Origin of the sequence: Cupriavidus pampae (genome assembly GCF_914271485.1) — a bacterium.
Lineage (GTDB): Bacteria > Pseudomonadota > Gammaproteobacteria > Burkholderiales > Burkholderiaceae > Cupriavidus > Cupriavidus pampae.
In genome coordinates this window covers 117,914-135,222 of sequence record NZ_CAJZAG010000002.1, presented here as the reverse complement: position 1 = coordinate 135,222, position 17,309 = coordinate 117,914, and the positions used below count along the sequence as shown (strand labels likewise).

At 63.9% G+C, this 17,309-nt stretch carries 15 protein-coding genes; 6 read left to right on the top strand and 9 right to left on the bottom strand.

Going from position 1 to position 17,309, the window contains the following annotated elements; all coding sequences use genetic code 11:
* The first annotated feature begins 10 nt into the window (after nucleotides 1-10).
* The 3 genes from LDO41_RS04880 to LDO41_RS04870 all read left to right on the top strand — a co-directional run bounded on the left by LDO41_RS04880 (nucleotide 11) and on the right by LDO41_RS04870 (nucleotide 3,351).
* Entirely contained in the window at nucleotides 11-1,306 is a 1,296-nt protein-coding gene (locus LDO41_RS04880) for a c-type cytochrome (RefSeq protein ID WP_223982692.1), read from the top strand.
* A 217-nt stretch (nucleotides 1,307-1,523) separates the two neighbouring features.
* Nucleotides 1,524-2,057, top strand: coding sequence for a nucleotidyl transferase family protein (locus tag LDO41_RS04875; RefSeq protein ID WP_223982691.1), 534 nt, complete (start codon nucleotides 1,524-1,526; stop codon nucleotides 2,055-2,057).
* Nucleotides 2,058-2,157: 100 nt separating this feature from the next.
* A complete protein-coding gene (locus tag LDO41_RS04870; protein ID WP_223982689.1) occupies nucleotides 2,158-3,351 on the top strand; it encodes a type III effector in 1,194 nt (397 codons plus the stop codon).
* 7 nt (nucleotides 3,352-3,358) lie between these two features.
* On the opposite strand, the gene LDO41_RS04865 is transcribed toward LDO41_RS04870, so the two are convergent.
* From LDO41_RS04865 to LDO41_RS04840, 6 genes are all read right to left on the bottom strand, one after another.
* Complete coding sequence (locus LDO41_RS04865; protein WP_223982687.1) at nucleotides 3,359-5,572, bottom strand: xanthine dehydrogenase family protein molybdopterin-binding subunit; 2,214 nt, start codon at nucleotides 5,570-5,572, stop codon at nucleotides 3,359-3,361.
* Nucleotides 5,573-5,589: 17 nt separating this feature from the next.
* Nucleotides 5,590-6,591, bottom strand: coding sequence for an FAD binding domain-containing protein (locus LDO41_RS04860; RefSeq protein ID WP_223982685.1), 1,002 nt, complete (start codon nucleotides 6,589-6,591; stop codon nucleotides 5,590-5,592).
* Nucleotides 6,591-7,124 carry a (2Fe-2S)-binding protein gene (locus LDO41_RS04855; protein ID WP_377741401.1) on the bottom strand — a complete coding sequence of 178 codons (534 nt, stop codon included), beginning with the start codon at nucleotides 7,122-7,124 and terminating at the stop codon, nucleotides 6,591-6,593. Before LDO41_RS04855 ends, LDO41_RS04860 begins: the two co-directional genes overlap by 1 nt.
* Nucleotides 7,125-7,351: 227 nt before the next feature.
* A complete protein-coding gene (locus LDO41_RS04850) occupies nucleotides 7,352-9,604 on the bottom strand; it encodes a xanthine dehydrogenase family protein molybdopterin-binding subunit (RefSeq protein ID WP_223982678.1) in 2,253 nt (750 codons plus the stop codon).
* 11 nt (nucleotides 9,605-9,615) lie between these two features.
* Nucleotides 9,616-10,074 (bottom strand): (2Fe-2S)-binding protein, encoded by a 459-nt coding sequence (locus LDO41_RS04845; protein WP_223982675.1) that lies wholly within the window; start codon nucleotides 10,072-10,074, stop codon nucleotides 9,616-9,618.
* A gap of 19 nt (nucleotides 10,075-10,093) precedes the next feature.
* Nucleotides 10,094-10,408, bottom strand: coding sequence for a c-type cytochrome (locus LDO41_RS04840; RefSeq protein WP_223982672.1), 315 nt, complete (start codon nucleotides 10,406-10,408; stop codon nucleotides 10,094-10,096).
* 311 nt (nucleotides 10,409-10,719) lie between these two features.
* On the opposite strand from LDO41_RS04840, the gene LDO41_RS04835 reads away from it, so the two are divergent.
* The 3 genes from LDO41_RS04835 (at nucleotide 10,720) to LDO41_RS04825 (ending at nucleotide 13,855) form a co-directional block, all read left to right on the top strand.
* Nucleotides 10,720-11,688 carry a GlxA family transcriptional regulator gene (locus tag LDO41_RS04835; RefSeq protein ID WP_223982668.1) on the top strand — a complete coding sequence of 323 codons (969 nt, stop codon included), beginning with the start codon at nucleotides 10,720-10,722 and terminating at the stop codon, nucleotides 11,686-11,688.
* Nucleotides 11,689-11,811: 123 nt separating this feature from the next.
* Nucleotides 11,812-12,618, top strand: a complete 807-nt coding sequence (locus LDO41_RS04830) for an alpha/beta fold hydrolase (protein ID WP_223982665.1) — start codon at nucleotides 11,812-11,814, stop codon at nucleotides 12,616-12,618.
* An 85-nt stretch (nucleotides 12,619-12,703) separates the two neighbouring features.
* A complete protein-coding gene (locus LDO41_RS04825; RefSeq protein ID WP_223982662.1) occupies nucleotides 12,704-13,855 on the top strand; it encodes an ATP-binding protein in 1,152 nt (383 codons plus the stop codon).
* Nucleotide 13,856: 1 nt separating this feature from the next.
* Here LDO41_RS04825 and LDO41_RS04820 read toward each other — a convergent pair whose 3' ends face one another.
* From LDO41_RS04820 to msrA, 3 genes are all read right to left on the bottom strand, one after another.
* Nucleotides 13,857-15,098 (bottom strand): MFS transporter, encoded by a 1,242-nt coding sequence (locus tag LDO41_RS04820; protein WP_223982659.1) that lies wholly within the window; start codon nucleotides 15,096-15,098, stop codon nucleotides 13,857-13,859.
* 195 nt (nucleotides 15,099-15,293) lie between these two features.
* Nucleotides 15,294-16,346 carry a porin gene (locus tag LDO41_RS04815; protein WP_223982657.1) on the bottom strand — a complete coding sequence of 351 codons (1,053 nt, stop codon included), beginning with the start codon at nucleotides 16,344-16,346 and terminating at the stop codon, nucleotides 15,294-15,296.
* A gap of 209 nt (nucleotides 16,347-16,555) precedes the next feature.
* Nucleotides 16,556-17,302 carry a peptide-methionine (S)-S-oxide reductase MsrA gene (msrA, locus tag LDO41_RS04810; protein WP_223982654.1) on the bottom strand — a complete coding sequence of 249 codons (747 nt, stop codon included), beginning with the start codon at nucleotides 17,300-17,302 and terminating at the stop codon, nucleotides 16,556-16,558.
* Between the last annotated feature and the right edge of the window lie 7 nt (nucleotides 17,303-17,309).

The window sequence follows — 17,309 nt, the reverse complement described above, 5'->3', positions numbered from 1 at the left end:
GAGCGCCATCATGCAACGACTGACAGTGCGTGCAGGGATTGGCGCGTCCTTTGTAGTGGGATGCATGGCAACTCAGGCCTGGGCCGCACCGCCGGCCAATGTCGATCAGGGTCTGATCAAGCGCGGCGAATATCTGGCCAAGGCCGGCGACTGCATCGCCTGCCATACCGCGCCGGGCGGCAAGCCATTTGCGGGCGGTTTCAAGATGGTGACCCCGATGGGCGCGATCTACGCCACCAATATCACCCCTGATCCGGACACCGGCATCGGCCGTTACACGGAGGCGGACTTCGATCGCGCGGTGCGTCTGGGTGTGGCCAAGGAAGGGCATACGCTGTATCCGGCGATGCCATTCCCGTCCTACGCCAAGGTGCGGCAGGAAGACATCAAGGCCATGTATGCGTACTTCATGCATGGCGTGGAGCCGGTCAAGCAGCCCAATCGCCAGTCCGAGATTCCATTCCCGCTGAATATGCGCTGGCCGTTGAAGTTCTGGAACATGGTCTTCCTCGACAAGGCTCCCTATAAAGACGATCCCAAGCAGGATGTGGTCTGGAACCGTGGCGCCTACCTCGTGCAGGGGCTCGGGCATTGCGGCGCCTGCCATACGCCGCGCGGCGTGGGCTTTCAGGAGAAGGCACTCAGCGAGAAGGGCAAACCGTACCTGACCGGCGCGGTGGTGGAGCACTGGTTCGCCTCGAATCTGACCGGCGAGTCCAATAACGGGCTGGGCCGCTGGAGCGAGCAGGACATCGTCGAGTTTATGGGCAAGGGCGCGAACAAGCATGCCAGCGCGTTTGGCGGCATGGTCAGCGTGATCAACCACAGCCTGCAGGAGATGTCGCCGCAGGATCTGACGGCCATCGCGCGGTACCTGAAGTCTCTGCCCGGCCAGGGCGGCGATGGTTCGCCGCCGTATGCCTACGATCCCACTGCGACCGTGGCGGCGTTGCGCAAGCCAGCCGGGAACGCCGGGGCCAAGGTCTATGCGACGTACTGCATGAACTGCCACGGCGCCGACGGCAAGGCGTTCTCGCCGCTGCTGTCACCACTGGCTGGCAATCCGAACGTCCTGGAAAGCAACCCGGTATCGCTGATCAACGTCACGCTGAACGGCTCCGACGAGCTGATCATCCGGGGGCTGCCGCAACCGTATCCGATGCCAAAGTTCGCCGATGTGCTGAGCGATCAGGAAGTGGCCGACGTGCTGACGTTCATTCGCCAGGGGTGGAACAACAAGGCCAAGGCGGTGACAGAGGCTGAAGTCACGAAGCTTCGCAAGGCCACCGGACAGGAAGCGGATTGAGCGGCGGGCCGTTACCCGCGCCCGGAACGTTACGTAACGCGTAACGCCTGCGCGCGGGTGGTGGCTGTCGTTGGGTAACCAAATCGTGCCTCAATGCCGGAAGTTGGCGGGCTATTGCCATCGATTGGCAACATTTGAGGGGCTGCCGCGGGCTGGCACACGGGTTGCGCTAATGGGACTGGGATCTTTCCCAGCCACCATGACCCGGCAGCCCACCATGACCATTCGCCTCGCTGATTCCCGTCCCCACCGCGCCGTGATCACCTACGGCACGTTTGACCGGTTCGACCTCGCGCAGGCCCGGCAACTGGAGCGCATCTGCCAACTGGGTACGACGATCATCGTTGGTGTGTCCACCGACGAGCTGGCGGCACGCAAGGGCGAGCGGCCAGGCGCGCGTTACGCGGTGCGCGCCGCGATGATCCGGCAGTTCCCCGGTGTCGATACCGTGATTCCTGAAACCGGGTGGGAGCAGCGCGTCATGGATCTGCTGGCTTACGATATCGATCTGCTGGTGGTTGGCTTTGGCTGCCGCTCACGCTGCGACCATCTGGCGGATCTGTGCGAGGTGCAGTATCTCGACGGCAATGTGAGGGCGGTGCCCAGCGCGAGCCGGGCGAGCAAGGTGGAGCAACCGATGCCGCTGACGCTCACCACATGGGAGCCCGCGCGGCCGCAATCGTCGAAACCCGCGGCAAACCAGCCCCGGATCGTCACGCGCGAGCGACTTGCCGCGGCCTACGCGGTGTAAGCGCGCTTCGCTACGGCGTCTAAAGGTTCGCATCGGCGGGGTAGAGGAAGGCTGTGGTGACTAGTCTTGTGCCTGGAGACAACCACACAAGGACATCCAAATGTTCAAGAACCCTTCCGTTACCGGCAGCGATCCCGCATTGCCGTTGCAACCCGTCGAGCATTCAGACAGCAAAGCCAAGCCAACGTCGAGCGGAAAAGCCGCGACCCTGAGCGGCAAAGGTCCCGCGGGCCTGGAGCCACGCCTTGAAACTTCCACATATTCCGCCGGTGGCATGCGGAGACGGCTCAATGCACCGCCCGCCACACCGCAGGCAGCGCCGGCCACGCCGGCGGGCCCGCAACTCACCCCCGAGCAGATCGTCCACGCGAAGGCTGCCTCGATCATCCAGCAGTTGATCGTGAGCGGGGCAAGCTGGGGCGTGGCGCGCAAGGCGTTCGAAGATCTCATCCCCGCCGTGGGCGAGTTGATCGGCAAGGCGACGGCCGGCAAGCCGGCTGAGGAAGCGGGCCGCCTTTACGGTCAGATCATCGGTGCGCTGATCGGCAATCTTGCCGGCGGTGCCGCGCTCGGTGCCGCGCATTACACGGTGGAGCATGGCGTCAAGGCCGTGCGGCAGAGCATCGGTGGCGGCGTCGCGCAGACCCCGACGATGAAGAGCGAAGCCACGAAGCAGGCAATTTTCATTGCCACATTCACCACGTTCATGGCCTTGAAAGGACTCGCCAAGACGTACCTGCCGGAGCAGGACCACCCCATGAAGGACGCCGCTATCCTCTACGCCATCGACGTCGGTTTCTCGGCAGCAGGCGGCGCGACGGCGGAAGCGCTGACGCAACGCATGTCCGATGGCTTCGGCGCGGTCAAGGCCAACTGGCAGTGGAACGAGTTCAAGGCGCGGCTGATCGGCGGCACCGCGGCGGGCGCCGTCAGCGCATTGGGGGACATCAATGCCGCATCGAGCCAGCCGGTGGATGGGCTCAAACTTGGCAAGCAGTCGATGAATTCGATCAACGGCGCGATCAACAGCATCATGGCGCTGTCGACGTGGTTCCTCGGCCGCAAGGTCGTGACCGATAATCAGGCGCCGGCCACCGCGAGGACTGCCGTGCCGGTTCCGGCGCAACCGCCCGCCGATCTCGCGCAGGACATCGAGGAATTCGCGGCGGAGCACGGCGACTTGATTGCACTTACCGGCATGGAGCATATCGTCGAACGAGAGCGGGTCGCGGCAAGCGCGCCTTCGTCGCCGGCCTCGCATCCGGCGGTTCTGGGGACGGACAGCATGGTCTGACCGCCCGTCACCCCTCCATCAGCTTCTCCTTGACGATCGGCAAGTCGCGAATGCGCTTGCCGGTCGCGTGATGGACCGCGTTTGCCACCGCCGCGGCAAAACCGGTGATGCCGATCTCGCCAATGCCGCGCGCGCCGAATTCGTTGAACGCGAGATCGGGGTAGTCGAGCAGGATCACCTGGATATCGGGCTGGTCCGCGTGCACGGGCACCGCATACTCGGCGTAATTGTTGTTGCCGGGCATGCCATTGCGCTCGTCATACTCGGTGGCCTCGAACAGCGCCATGCCGATCCCCATCACGATGGCACCTTCCACCTGATTCCTGGCCGTCACCGGGTTGATCGCGCGCCCGACGTCGATCACGCTGACGACACGCGAGACCCGTAGCCGCGAGATGCCCGGATCCCAGCGCACCTCCACGAAATGGGCGCCAAACGACATAAAGGCGACCTTGTCGGTCGGCGTGCCGCCTGTGCGCGCGAAACCTTCGGCAGCGCTGTAGCGCTCCGCGTTCAGCACGGAGGCATGATCGACGGTGCGCTTGCCGTCAGTCAGCAGGCCATCCTTCATCGACAGCGCTTCGGGTTTGACGCCTGCGAACACCGCGCCCTCCGCGGTCGCGAACTTGCGCAGTTCCGCAATCGCGTTGCGCGTGGCTTCGGCAACCGCCGGCAGCACGCTCGCGGTCGCCCACGAACCGCCGGCCACCGGCGCGGCCGGTGCCGACGAATCGCCGATGCGCACGTCGATCTTGTCGAACGGCAGGCCAGTCAGTTCGCTGATGGTCTGCGCGACGATCGTATACATGCCGGTGCCGATGTCCTGCACCGCGCATGACACCAGCGCGGTGCCATCGCCACGCAACAGCACGCGCGCCTCGGCCGGCGTACGATACGCGTCCCAATTGCAGCCGGCCATGCCATAACCGATAAACTCGGTGCCCTCGCGCATGGAACCCGGACGCGGATCGCGGCGGTCCCAACCGAACTCGCGCGCGCCGGTCTCGATGGCCTCGCGCAGATGGTTGCTCGACCACGGCAGGTCCTGGCTCTCGTCGCGCGTGGAGATATTCAGCAAGCGGAACTGCACCGGGTCCATGTTGCAAGCCAGCGCCAGCTCGTCGATGGCCGACTCCAGCGCAAATAGCCCCGGCGCCGCGCCCGGCGCACGCATCGAGGTGGGCGCGCCGCGATGCACGTTGGTGGTGTGGTGGGTTACCGTGACATTGGCGCAACCGTAGGCGCTCTGCGTCATGCTGCCGCACGTTTCCACGTACTGATCGACGAAAGAGGTCGTGTTCACAGACTCGTGCCGCATCGACGTCAGCTTGCCATCCGGGCCCGCCGACAGCCGCAGGCGCTGCCGCGTCTCGGGGCGTTGGCCAGTGGTCGAGAACATCGCCGAGCGCGGCACCACAAACTTGACCGGGTGGCCGGTGACCTGCGCGGCGGCGCTCGCCGCGACCGAATGTGGCCACAGGAACAGCTTGGAGCCAAAGCCGGAGCCCAGAAACGCGCAATCGACGGTCACCTGCTCAGGCAGCAGCCCGAAGTTCTGCGCGATGGTGTTGCGATGCCCGGTGGCGCCCTGCGTGGCCTCGTAGAGATACAGATGACCGTCGTCCCACCATGCCAGCGTGGCGTGCATTTCCATCGGGCTGTGCGCTTCGACCGGCGTGCGATAGAGCGCGTCGATGCGGATCGCGGAGGCGTCGAACGCCGCCTCGGCCGTGCCGCGCGTGTGACCGGCGCCGGCGTCATGCAGGCCGTTGTCCTCGATGCCGTGCTCGAGGTCGAACACGGCCTTGGCCTCGGTGTAGTGTGCGTGGACGCGGTACGCTGCCTCGCGCGCATGCTCGAACGTATCGGCCACCACCATCGCGATCATCTGGCCGCCGTAGTGGATCGTTTCGTCCTCGAACGGCAACCGGTGCTCGTCGGTGATCGCCGCAGTGAGGATCGACGCAATCGAGATTGCTGCCTTGGGCGCGCGATAGAGCCGCGGAAAGTTGCCGTGATGCAGGATATCGACCACGCCGGGCACGGCACGGGCTTCGCTCAGGTCCAGTTCGACCAGCTTGCCGGCGGCCACGGTGCTGTAGACGCCGTAGGCGTACAGCATGTCCGGCCGTACGTGGTCGGCGGTATAACGGGCGGCGCCAGTCAGCTTCAGGCGACCGTCGATGCGGCGCGGAGAAGCGCCAATGGCAGTGTTTGTCACGCTCGACTCCCGTTCCATCAAGTGCGCAACTGCAGCAGTTGCGACAGATTGCGCATCACGGCCTGCTGTCCGAGCAGGATCTTGAACCCGTTCTGCCCGTACGATTGCGCGCCGTGCATCGCGGCCGCGGCCGCCTGCGAGACCAGCGCCTCCGATAGGGTCTGACCGCGCAGCACGGCTTCGGCATCGGGCGCGCGCCATGGCCGGGTGGACACGCCGCCTAGCGCGATGCGCACATCGCGCACGGTGTCGCCATCCAGTGCCACGATCACCGCGCTCGAGGCCAGCGCAAACTGGTAAGACGTGCGATCGCGCAGTTTCAGATAGGCCGAGCGGCTGCCGGCCATGGGCGCATCGAGGGTGATATGCGTGATCAGCTCATCGTCGCCCAGCGCGGTTTCCTTCCAGGGTGTATTGCCCGGCAGCAGGTGGAAATCGGCGAACGGCAAATCGCGCTTGCCGTTCGGCCCCTGCACGTGAACGGTGGCGCCGATGGCAATCATCGCCACGCACATGTCCGAGGGGTGCGTGGCAATACAATGCTCGCTGCCGCCGAGTACCGCGTGCACGTTGCGATTGAGCCCGTCGATCGCCGCGCAGCCCGACCCCGGAGCGCGCTTGTTGCATGGCGATACCCCATCGCGGAAATAGCCGCAGCGCACGCGCTGCATCACGTTGCCGGCGGTGGTGGCCTTGTTGCGCAGCTGCGTGCTGGCACCGGAGAGAATCGATTGCGACAGCGCCGGATGGTGCTGCACGATATGCGGATGCCGCGCGAGTTCGGTATTGCTGACCATCGCGCCGATACGCACACGGCCGTCGTCGAGCACCTCCACGCGATCGAGGCCGATCCGATTGATGTCGACGACCTGAATGGGCCGCATGACATCGAGCTTCATCAGATCGAGCAGCGTTGTCCCGCCAGCAAGAAACACGGTATCGGCATCGCGGGCGCCGCGCGCATGCAGCGCGATGGCCTGGTCGATATCGGCCGCGCGGATATATTGGAAGTTACGCATCAGGCTTTGCTCCCGCCGGCATCATTCCCGATCCTGCCGCGCGCATCCTGAATGGCCGTGATGATGTTCTTGTAGGCGCCACAGCGGCAGATATTGCCGCTCATGGCCTCGCGCAGGGCAGCGTCGTCGGCGGGAATCCGCGCATCCCGCAGCACGCAGACCGCGCTCATCATCTGCCCGGCCGTACAGTAACCGCATTGATAGGCGTCGTGATCCCAGAACGCTTCCTGCACAGGATGCAGCGCGCCATCTTCCGAGGCCAATCCTTCGATGGTGGTGATGGCATCGCCGTCGTGCATCACGGAAAGCGACAGGCATGCGTTGATCGAGATGCCGTTCACGTGAATCGTGCAGGCGCCGCACTGGCCGTGATCGCACCCTTTCTTGGTACCCGTCAGATGCAGTTGGTCACGCAGTGTGTCGAGCAAGATCGCATTGGCCGGGACGGCCACGCGATGTGTGACACCGTTGACGGTAAGCGTGACGGACATGCGGTCCGCCTCCGCTCCAGTTGTGATGGAGTCGGTCATCATCCCTCCTGCAGGGTGTCGCCACGGTTTTGTGGGGAAAACGGGGAACGACAGATTGCTGTTTTGTAATGTCTACAACGGCCGGATCGTCTGTCACCGCAAAATCGACGACCGTTGCGCTCTTACTGTTGGACAGAAATTCGTCTTTGGCAAGCAGTGCGTCGCGCACACCCCGGCCGGAGGGAGGAGCCGGGGTGTGCCATGCCGGTGTGGAAACCGGCCGTGAACCTTTATGCCAGCACGAATGGCGTTTGCCGCTGTCGCTTGCCCGTCAGCCGGAACAACGCGTTGGCGATGGCCGGGGCGATCGGCGGTACGCCGGGTTCGCCAAGACCCCCCGGCGCGTCTTCAGAGGGGACGAAGAATACGTCGATATGGGGCACATCGGGCATGCGCGGCGGCGGGTAGTCGGGGAAATTGCTGTTGCGGACGACACCGTTCTCCATCTCGATGGCGAAGCCCGGGCGCGTCATCGCCAGGCCGAAGATACATCCGCCCTGAATCTGCGCTTCGGCGGTCAACGGATTGACCACGCGATTGCAGTGCACGCCCGCGGTCACGTTGTGCACGCGCGCCTCGCCCTTGACCACCGACACATCCACCACGTACGCCACCACGGTGCCAAACGACTCGTGCACCGCGACGCCCCAGGCATGCCCCTTCGGCAGCTTGCGCTTGCCGTAGCCGGACTTGTCGACCGCCAGTTGCAGCGCGGCGCGCTGCCGGACGTGCTTGGTGGGGTCCAGCCGCGCCATGCGCCATGCCACGGGATCTTGCTTTGCCGCGGTGGCCATCTCGTCGATCAACGTCTCCTTGACGAAGCCCGTGTGCGTATTGCCCACCGAACGCCACCACAGCACGGCGACATCGGCCTTCGGGTGATGCGCGGTCACTTGCAGCGGCAGCGCGTATTCGTTCTCGACGATGCCCTCGGTCATGGTCGAGTCCACACCGTCCTTGACCAGCGCGCCTTCGAATGGCGTACCGATGATGATCGACTGGCCCACGATCGCATGCTGCCAGCCCACCACCTGACCCTTGGCGTCGAGGCCGATGCGCGCGCGATGGACGTGCAGCGGGCGATAGTAGCCGCCCTTGATGTCATCCTCACGGCTCCACATCACCTTGAGCGGTGCGGTGTGGCCTTTGGTAATCCATGCGCGCATGACCCCGGCCGATTCCACCAGATAGTCGGACGTCGGTACCGCGCGCCGGCCAAAGCCGCCGCCAGCCATCATCGTGTTCAGCGTCACCTTCTCGACGGGCAGCGAAAGCGTGTGGGCGATGGCCGCCTGATCGATAGTCTGGAATTGGGAACCGACCCACACCTTGACGCTGGTGGCCTTGTTGCCGCTGATTTCGGCCTGCATGGTGCAGTTCAGCGGCTCCATCGGCGCGTGCGCGAGGTAGGGTAGGCGGTACTCGGCGTCGATGATGCGCGCGGCGCCGGCCAGCGCCGCCTGCATATCGCCTTCGAACGGACGAGCGGTCAGGCCGGGCTGAGTGGCAAGTTTGCCGTATTCCTCGTACAGGGCCTGCGTGCTGACCTTCGAGCCTGCGTCCTCCCATTCGATCTGCAACGCATCGCGGCCCTGTTTGGCAGCCCAGTAGCCATTGGCGACCACGGCCACACCGGAGCCGCCGCGATCGCATGGCACTTGCATGACGTCGACCACGCCCTTGATCGCGCGCGTCTTCTCGGCGTTGAATGTTTTCACCTTGCCGCCGAAGCGCGGCGGGTGAGCGACCACGGCCACCACCATGTCCTTGAGACGCGTGTCGATGCCGAACACCGGATCGCCGCGCAACTTCGCTGATGTGTCCAACCGTGGCATGCGCTGGCCGATCAGGCGGAATTGCGAAGGATCTTTCAACGTAACGGCCTGGGGCACCGGCAGGTTCATCGCCGCATTGGCCAGTTCGCCGTATGTGGCGCGATGCGTGCCCGAGGTCACGACGCCTTGCGCGGCCGTGCAGCTGGCGGGGTCTACCTGCCACTGTTTCGCGGCGGCGGTCAGCAGCATCGCGCGGGCGCGTGCGCCCAGTTCCCGATACTGCGTGAACGAGTGCCGGATCGCGGTGGAGGCGGCCGTCATCTGAATGCCGAAGCCCGGGTCCCGGTACGCATCGCCGGCGGGGGCCAGCACGGATCGCACGTTCTTCCACTCGACGTCGAGCTCGTCGGCCAGCACCATCGGCAGGGCGGTATGCACGCCCTGGCCGAACTCGAGCCGGTTGACCGCGATGGTGACGGTGTTGTCCGGCGCGATGATCACGAATGCCTGCGGCGCCGATGGCGCTATTGGGGCTCCACCTTCGTCCGCCCGCGCGGTGCTGGCACTCCCGACCATGCCCAGAGCGAGGCCACCACCGGCTATGCCCGTCAGTTTGAGAAAGCTCCGTCGCGTGAGCGGGGCGACGGCCGCCTCCGATACGTTGTTGCCGCTGCCGCCTGCCAGCGCTTCCAGTCCACTAATACGCATGCTGGCGCTCCTCAGGCGATGACCCGCGCGGCATCCTTGATGGCCGCGCGAATCCGTTGGTAGGTGCCACAGCGGCACAGATTGCCCGCCATGGCCTGATCGATATCAGCATCGGTCGGCCGCGGCTTGGTGCGCAGAAGGCCCACGGCGCTCATCACCTGGCCGTTCTGGCAATAACCGCATTGCGCCACGTCGTGACGAATCCAGGCATCGAGCACCGCGCGACCAATCTTGTCGTCACCGATGCTCTCGATGGTATTGACGCGCACGCCAGCGATGGCCGAGATCGGCATGACGCAGCTGCGGGTCGCGGTGCCATTGATATGGACCGTGCACGCGCCGCACGCGGCCATGCCGCAGCCAAACTTGGTGCCAGTCATGCCGAGGTTGTCGCGCAGCGCCCAGAGCAGCGGCGTGGACGGATCGGCATCGACGTCGAGTGTCTTGCCGTTGATATTAAGAGTGGTCATGGAGGGACTCGTGAGGGCCTTATTTCTGCGAAAGAATCCAGCGCGCCAGCGCGGCGATGTCAGCGTCGGGCACCTGTGGCTGCGCCGGCATGGGGATGGCGCCCCATTTGCCGCTGCCACCGGACCTGATGCTGGTGGAGAGCTGCTGCGCGGCCTTCGGGTTGTCCTTGTACTTGGTGGCGATCTCTTTCCAGGACGGGCCCACGAGGCGCGCATTGGCCTGATGGCAGCCAATACACGCGTATTTCTGCGCCAGCGCTTCGCTGGCAAGAGCGGGGCGCTGCACGGCGCTGAAAGCCATGATGACCATGGCGAGCGGAATCATTGTTTTCATTTGTGGGGACTTCGGTGGGGCGTTGCTTCAGATAACTCGGTCGCCGCGATCGGCGTAGCGTGGTGCGACGGTGCGCGAGGTTACAAGAGCGGTTCCAAGTTGTGATGGCATTTCCTGTCCCTTCAGGTGAGAGCGGCCGCGCCTCGTGGGCACGGTACGCCAAGCATAGGGACGGTCGCATGCGACAGACTGACGTATTCGCGGAGTTTCCGGACATCTTGCGCCACATGTGCGCCGGAGCACGGGCAGCTCGCTTGACGGCACCACACGTCCCGCATAGATTGAGGCCGTCATAGAAGGTGAAGAAAGTAATGCGGCATATAGGTTTGATTCTTGAGAACGGCTTCCAGATCATCGGGCTCTCAGCGCTCTCAGCGCTCTCCGCGTTCGAGCTGGCCAACGCGGAGCTTGGTGAAGACGGTTACCGCATGACCATCCTGTCTCAGTACGGCGGCGTCGTGCACTCGACCATCGGCGTGGGGATCGAGACCACGGCGTTGAACGACATGCCGGACACGCTGATGGTCGCCGGCATCCGGGTACCGGGACCACTGCCAGCCGGACTCATGTCCTACATCGGCCGCGCCGGCACCGAGGCGCGCCGCGTCGCGGGCATCTGCACCGGCGCCTTCGTGCTGGCCGAAGCCGGACTGCTCAACGGGCGCACCGCCACGACGCACTGGCTGCATGCGCGACGCCTGCAGGAGCGTTTCCCGGAAGTACGCGTCGATGAAGACCGCATCTTCGTGCAGGACGGCAACATCTGGACCTCGGCGGGTATGTCCGCCGCGATGGACCTCGCGCTCGCGCTGATCGAAAACGATCATGGCGCGGCGTTGGCGCGCAATGTCGCGCGCCGCCTCGTGGTCTACTATCGCCGGCCCGGCGGGCAATCGCAGTTCTCGGCGTTGCTCGAACTGGAGCCGCGCAGCGACCGGGTCAAGCGTGCGTTGACCTATGCCAAGGAGAACCTCCGCAATGCGCTGACGGTGGAAGAACTCGCCGATGCGGCGCGCCTGTCGCCACGGCAGTTCAGTCGCGTGTTCCGGGAAGAGACCGGGCAATCGCCCGCCAAGGCGGTGGAGATGCTGCGGCTGGAGGCAGCCCGCGCGATGCTCGAGACGGGGCGCCACCCGATGGAGACGGTGGCACAGGACACCGGCTTTGCCGATCGCGATCGCATGCGCCGCGCGTTCGTGCGTGCGTATGGCCTGACGCCCAGCAGTCTCCGGCGCAGCGATGCCGCGGACACAGCGGTGGAGCCGCAAGCGACGGAATGACCGGATGTACATGTCCCGGGCTTAATGTCCCGGGCTTAATGTCCTTAACTTGGGCGTCTTTGTCATTCGGCCGCGCGGGTTCGGCAATACGCTGGACGTACTTTCGAACCAGAACCCGCGCACATGAACCGAGACTTCTCCATCCACACGTCCGTCGGCCGCCTGAGCGGGCGGACAGCCGGCCCCGACGGCGGCATTCCCCTTGTGCTGCTGCAACGGTTTCGCGGCACGATGGACGACTGGGACCCCGCATTCATCGAAGCCATCGCCGCGGACCGCCGCGTGATCTGGTTCGACAGCACCGGCATTGGACTGTCCGATGGCAAGGTGCCTGGCACGATCGCCGGCATGGCGGCGGTAGTCGGCGCGTTGATTGAAGCGTTGGACCTCAGGCTGGTCGACATATTGGGCTGGTCGCTCGGCGGGGTGGTAGCACAGCAACTGGCGCTCGATGCCCCGCATCTGCTGCGCCGCCTGATCGTCGCGGCGTCAAGCCCGGGCAGTATCACCGATGGACCGCAGCCCCACCCACGCGTGCCACAGGTGATGACGCACGCCATCAACGACATCGACGATTTCCTGTTCCTGTTCTTCCCCGAATCGGCCACCGCGGTCGCGGCCGGCCGCGCCTGCCTGACCCGCATCGCCGAACAACCCAATCGCGGCTCGGGTGTCACGGCCGAAGCGTTTATGGCCCAGGTCAAAGCCATCTCGTCATGGCAAGGCGTCCTGCACCGCGCCGCCGAACTCCGCCTGCCGATGCTGGTCGCCAACGGCGCGCACGACGTCATGCTGCCGGCGTACCGCTCGTACGTCCTCGCGCAGCAGGCCCCGGACGCCAAACTGATCCTCTATCCCGATGCCGGCCACGCTTTCCTGTTTCAGGAAGCGGAAGAATTCGTGGCGGAGGTGGGCCGGTTCCTTGAATGAAGTACACCAAATGAGAGGTATAAGGCTCCTCTTACTATAATGTTCTATAATTTCCTATAATTCGCTATAGAGCATAAAACATCACATGACTTTCTTCCGTCGTCAGGCACTGGCTGCGGACCTCGCCAGGAAAATCCTCGAGGTCTCGCCGACGTCCGCCGCGAGTTCGGGCTTATTTCTGGCCGCGCCCCGGCGCACGGGCAAATCGACGTTCCTGCGCGAGGACCTTCGTCCCGCGCTGGAACAGGAAGGAGCACTGGTCGTCTACGCGGACCTGTGGGAAGACCGGCGCGCGGACCCGGGTGACACAATCGTCAGTGCCGTGCGGCAGGAACTCGGCAGGCACGAAGGCGTGATTACCCGCCTGGCGCGTGCGGCCGGCATGGACAAGGTCGAGCTCGGAGGCGTGTCGTTCTCGCTCGATCGCGTTGGCCTCGGCGAGGGCATTTCACTGTCCATTGCACTGGCCGCACTCTCCGACGAGGCGAAGCAGCCCATTGCCTTGGTCATCGACGAAGCGCAGCACGCCATCGTGAGCGAGAAGGGCAACGATGCACTGTTCGCTCTCAAAGCAGCCCGAGACGAGCTGAACAGCAGTCGTCATCATGGTCTGCGCATCGTGGCCACGGGATCCAATCGCGACAAGCTGGCCATGCTGCGTTCGGGGCGCGACCAGGCCTTCATGGGTGCGCCACTGATCAGTTTTCCGTCGCTGGGAATGGACTATGTGCAATGGTTCTGCGATCGGGTCAATCTCGGCGCCAGACTCGATCCGGTCGCGGTCCACGCGCTATTTCAGCGCGCCGCATTTCGACCGGAACTGCTGGGCGCGGCAGCCGACACACTGCGTTTCGAATTCGGGCTCGCGCCAGAAGACGTCGCGCCACGCTTTGCCCAGGCAATCGAAGAGCAGATCGTCGAATACGATCGCGAGCAACTGCGCGTAGTGCATAGCCTGACCCCACCGCAAGCCGCCGTGCTGCGCGTGATGGCGGCGCGGGGTGCGACGTTCGCACCGTTCGAAGGAGCCACGCTCGAAGCCTATAACGCCGTTCTCAAGGCGACATTGGCTGAAGAGGATGCAAAGATCGACGTGTCCGGGGCTCAGCAGGCGCTCTCGGCATTGCAGGACAAGGCGCTGGTCTGGCGTGCCGCGCGCGGTGTGTATGCGCTGGAGGAAACCGGCCTCGCGACTTTGATGGCCGAGGCCGGCATGCTCGACGTGGTGCCGAAGTAGGTCACCTCGTTCTGGGGCTCGCTGGCGCCCGCACAGCGACGTTTCGGGTTGGCACGACGGCCAGCACGAGCGCGCCCGCTGCCAGCAGGCAACCGGCGATGACGAAGGCCAGTGCGAAGCTGCCGGTCTCCGCTACGACGTAGCCCGTGACGATCGGCGAAAGCAGCCCGAAGACATTGCCGACCGTGCTGATGAAACCCACCGCTGTACCCACATCGTGTGGGTGTCGCGTCAGGTCGTTCACCAGCGCGAGGTTCAGTGACACCGCCGAGGCGCAGGTGGCCACCGAGAACATCACGATCAGCATGATGAGCCAGAGCTCGCTCACCAACGGCACCATCACAACGGTCGCCGCGCATAGCAGCACGCCGGACGCCCAGATCTTGCGGCGGCCGCGCGACAGGTCCGCGGCATGCAGAATCCGGTCACTGAGGCCCGCGGCCACTAGCACCAGCGCCGCCGCACCGAGATAAGCGCCTGCGGTCAGTACGCCGGTGTTCATCACTGGCAGATCCTTTTCCATCTGCAGATAGCCGGGCAGCCATGACAGGAAGAAATGCGTGGCGAATCCCGCGCTGCCATGCGCCAGCGCGATCGCGCGCATCGCGGGGGAACGGACAATGCCGCGCAAGCCTATCGGCGGCGCCACATCGGCATCTGTCTCGAAACCATCCGCATTGGACGACGATTCAGTCTGGTCACGCTCGCGATACCAGACGAACCATGCCGCCAACCAGATCAAGCCCGTGACACCGGCCACAACGAAGATGGCGCGCCACGTGAACAGGCCAAGCAGCCATGCGAAACCGACGGCCCCAAGCGCGGGACCGATCAAGCTGCCACTGTGGAGGATGGCGGCCGCCAATCCCCATTGGCTTTTCGGTACGCAGTCGCGGATCGCGCGCATGCCGGTCGGGTAGGTGACAGCGGCGCACAGACCTCCCGCCAGCCGGCACATCAGCAGCGACGCGAAGCCCGTGGCCAATCCCGTGAGTGCGCTGACCACCGAAAGCAATCCGATACCGAGGCCGCCCACGCGCTTCGGCCCGAACGCGCCGATAAGCTGGCCCACAGGAACCAGCGCGAGGAAATATAACCAGTTGAACGAAGAGAGCAGGTAACCCATCTCCACCGGAGACAGATCGAACTCGCGACTGACCTCGATCGCCGAGATCGACAGCGACGCGCGATCGACGTAGAGCGTCAACGTCAACGCGAACAGCAATAGGTAAATCCGCTTCAAGGCCGCCCCGTTCACCATTCTCGTGCTCAAAAAGTGCAGCATCCCACGTCCGAGACTGGATGCAGACAGAACAGTCTCACCTTTAACCGCGTTTAACCTGGATTTACCGTCCGACTCTCTACAACTGATCGTAGATCTTTTGTTAACGCCGGCCATTCCCAATGGCCGGCGGTGCAACTGTTCATGGAGTGAGTATCAGAACCTGTGACGCACGCCCAGTAGTACACCGGTCTGGTTCTTGCCAGCAACCGTGGTGCCGAAGCCGCCGACACCCAGATCCGAACCGTCCTTGTTGCGCGTGTAAGCCACGGTGAGATATGCGTCGGTGCGCTTGGAGAACAGATAATCCGCGGAGACGATAAACATCCAGGGGTCGGCGCCGGAGTTGCGGAAATCCTGATAATAGGCGGCGCCGGTCAGTGACCACGCTGGCGTGACATCCCATTGGGCGCCGGCCCAGTACAGGTTTGTCGTTTGCGATGTGGGCGGTGTCATGATTCGCGCATAACGATAGCCAACATACGGCCTCACCGGGCCAATCTTGTAATTGGCGGCAATCGCGGCCTTGCGTGTCTTGTTGTCGTCCGTGGCCACCGTACTGCCATTCAGCTCGTCGTAGATGACGGCGACGGCCAGTGGCCCGCTTTCATAGGCCAGGCTGCCGCTGATTTCGCGGCCGACCTTATAGTTGCCCGGTACTTCGGCGTTGACACCGGCTACGCCATCCGCGCCCGTGCTATAGAAAAGCTTTCCCGTAACGGGACCGAATTTGCCTTCGTACCGGATGGCATTGTCAGCACGCGACTGGAAGGTTGGGTCCTGTGCGCCGATCGAATAGCGCGTGGAGATGGCCATTGGGTCGTATTGCACGCCGTATTCATACATCGGCGTGTTATGGCGGCCCAGCGACAACATGCCATAGGCGCTGCGCAGACCAACCCATGCCTGGCGACCGAACAGACGGCCCTGACCGCTCTTGCCGTCGTCAATGTTGAAGCCGCTTTCCAGTGCAAATACCGCGCTCAGACCACCACCGAGATCCTCGGAGCCACGCAGACCCCAGCGCGAACCGGACAGGTTGCCCGATTGCAGACGGACCGACGTATTGTCGCCAGTCCCGACGTGGTTGATGAATTCCACCCCGGCATCGACCACGCCATACAACGTAACCGATGTCTGAGCAAATGCTGCGCCCGTAAAAAAAGCTGCAACGGTTGTTGCAGCAATACGCAATTCCTTCGCCTTCATGCTTTCACTTCCCTCTCTGTCAAAAAACCTCGCATCCGGTCTGTCGATCGACCGGATATCCAAATACGTGGTTAATGAGAGGGCAGTGAAGCACCGCATTGAAGCGGCTTGTACTGAGGCTGTTCTTATATGGAACAGCATTCGAATTTATAAATTAATTGTGCACTGCGGAAGCCTCGAGTGAGAATACGGAACAACCCTACGTTTGCTTAGCGCTTCGAAACCAGCACCGCATCCTCGCGATAGATCTCCGGGAACATCGCCTTCAAATTGACGATCTTCGGCAGGTCGTTGATGACGATGTAGGGATGCCTGGGGTTCTTGACCAGAAAGTCCTGGTGATAATCCTCGGCGGCGTAGAAGCCCTTGTCGTCTTCGATACGGGTAACGATCGGCGCGCCATACGACTTGGTGCTACCGAGCTGGGTGATATACGCCTGCGCGATCGTCCGTTGCTCCGGCGTTGTCGGGAAGATTGCCGAGCGATACTGTGTGCCGTGATCCGGACCTTGATAGTTGAGTTGCGTGGGGTTGTGCGCGACCGAGAAGAAGATCTGCAGCAGCTTGCCGTAGCTGACCTGCGTGGGATCGTAGCGGATCTCGACTGACTCGGCGTGACCGGTCGAGCCGGTGCCCACGCGCTCGTACTGCGCGGTGTTCGCCGCGCCTCCGGCATAGCCGGACGTCACGCGCGTCACGCCGCGCACATGCTCGAACACGCCTTGTACGCCCCAGAAGCATCCGCCTGCGAAGACTGCGGTCTGGGTGCGGCCCGCACCCGACGCTCCCGACGCCAGGGGCTTCTCGTCAGCGACCGGGGCGGGAATCTTTACTGCGGGCTCACTGGATAGCACCGGCTGCGCAATGCCGGCAGTCAGCGCCGCGAGAATGGCCAGTCCGGCAATCTTGCCCGTGGTCGGGCGCATCCGGCGTTGCAGCATGGCGATGAGTTTCATGATCAGA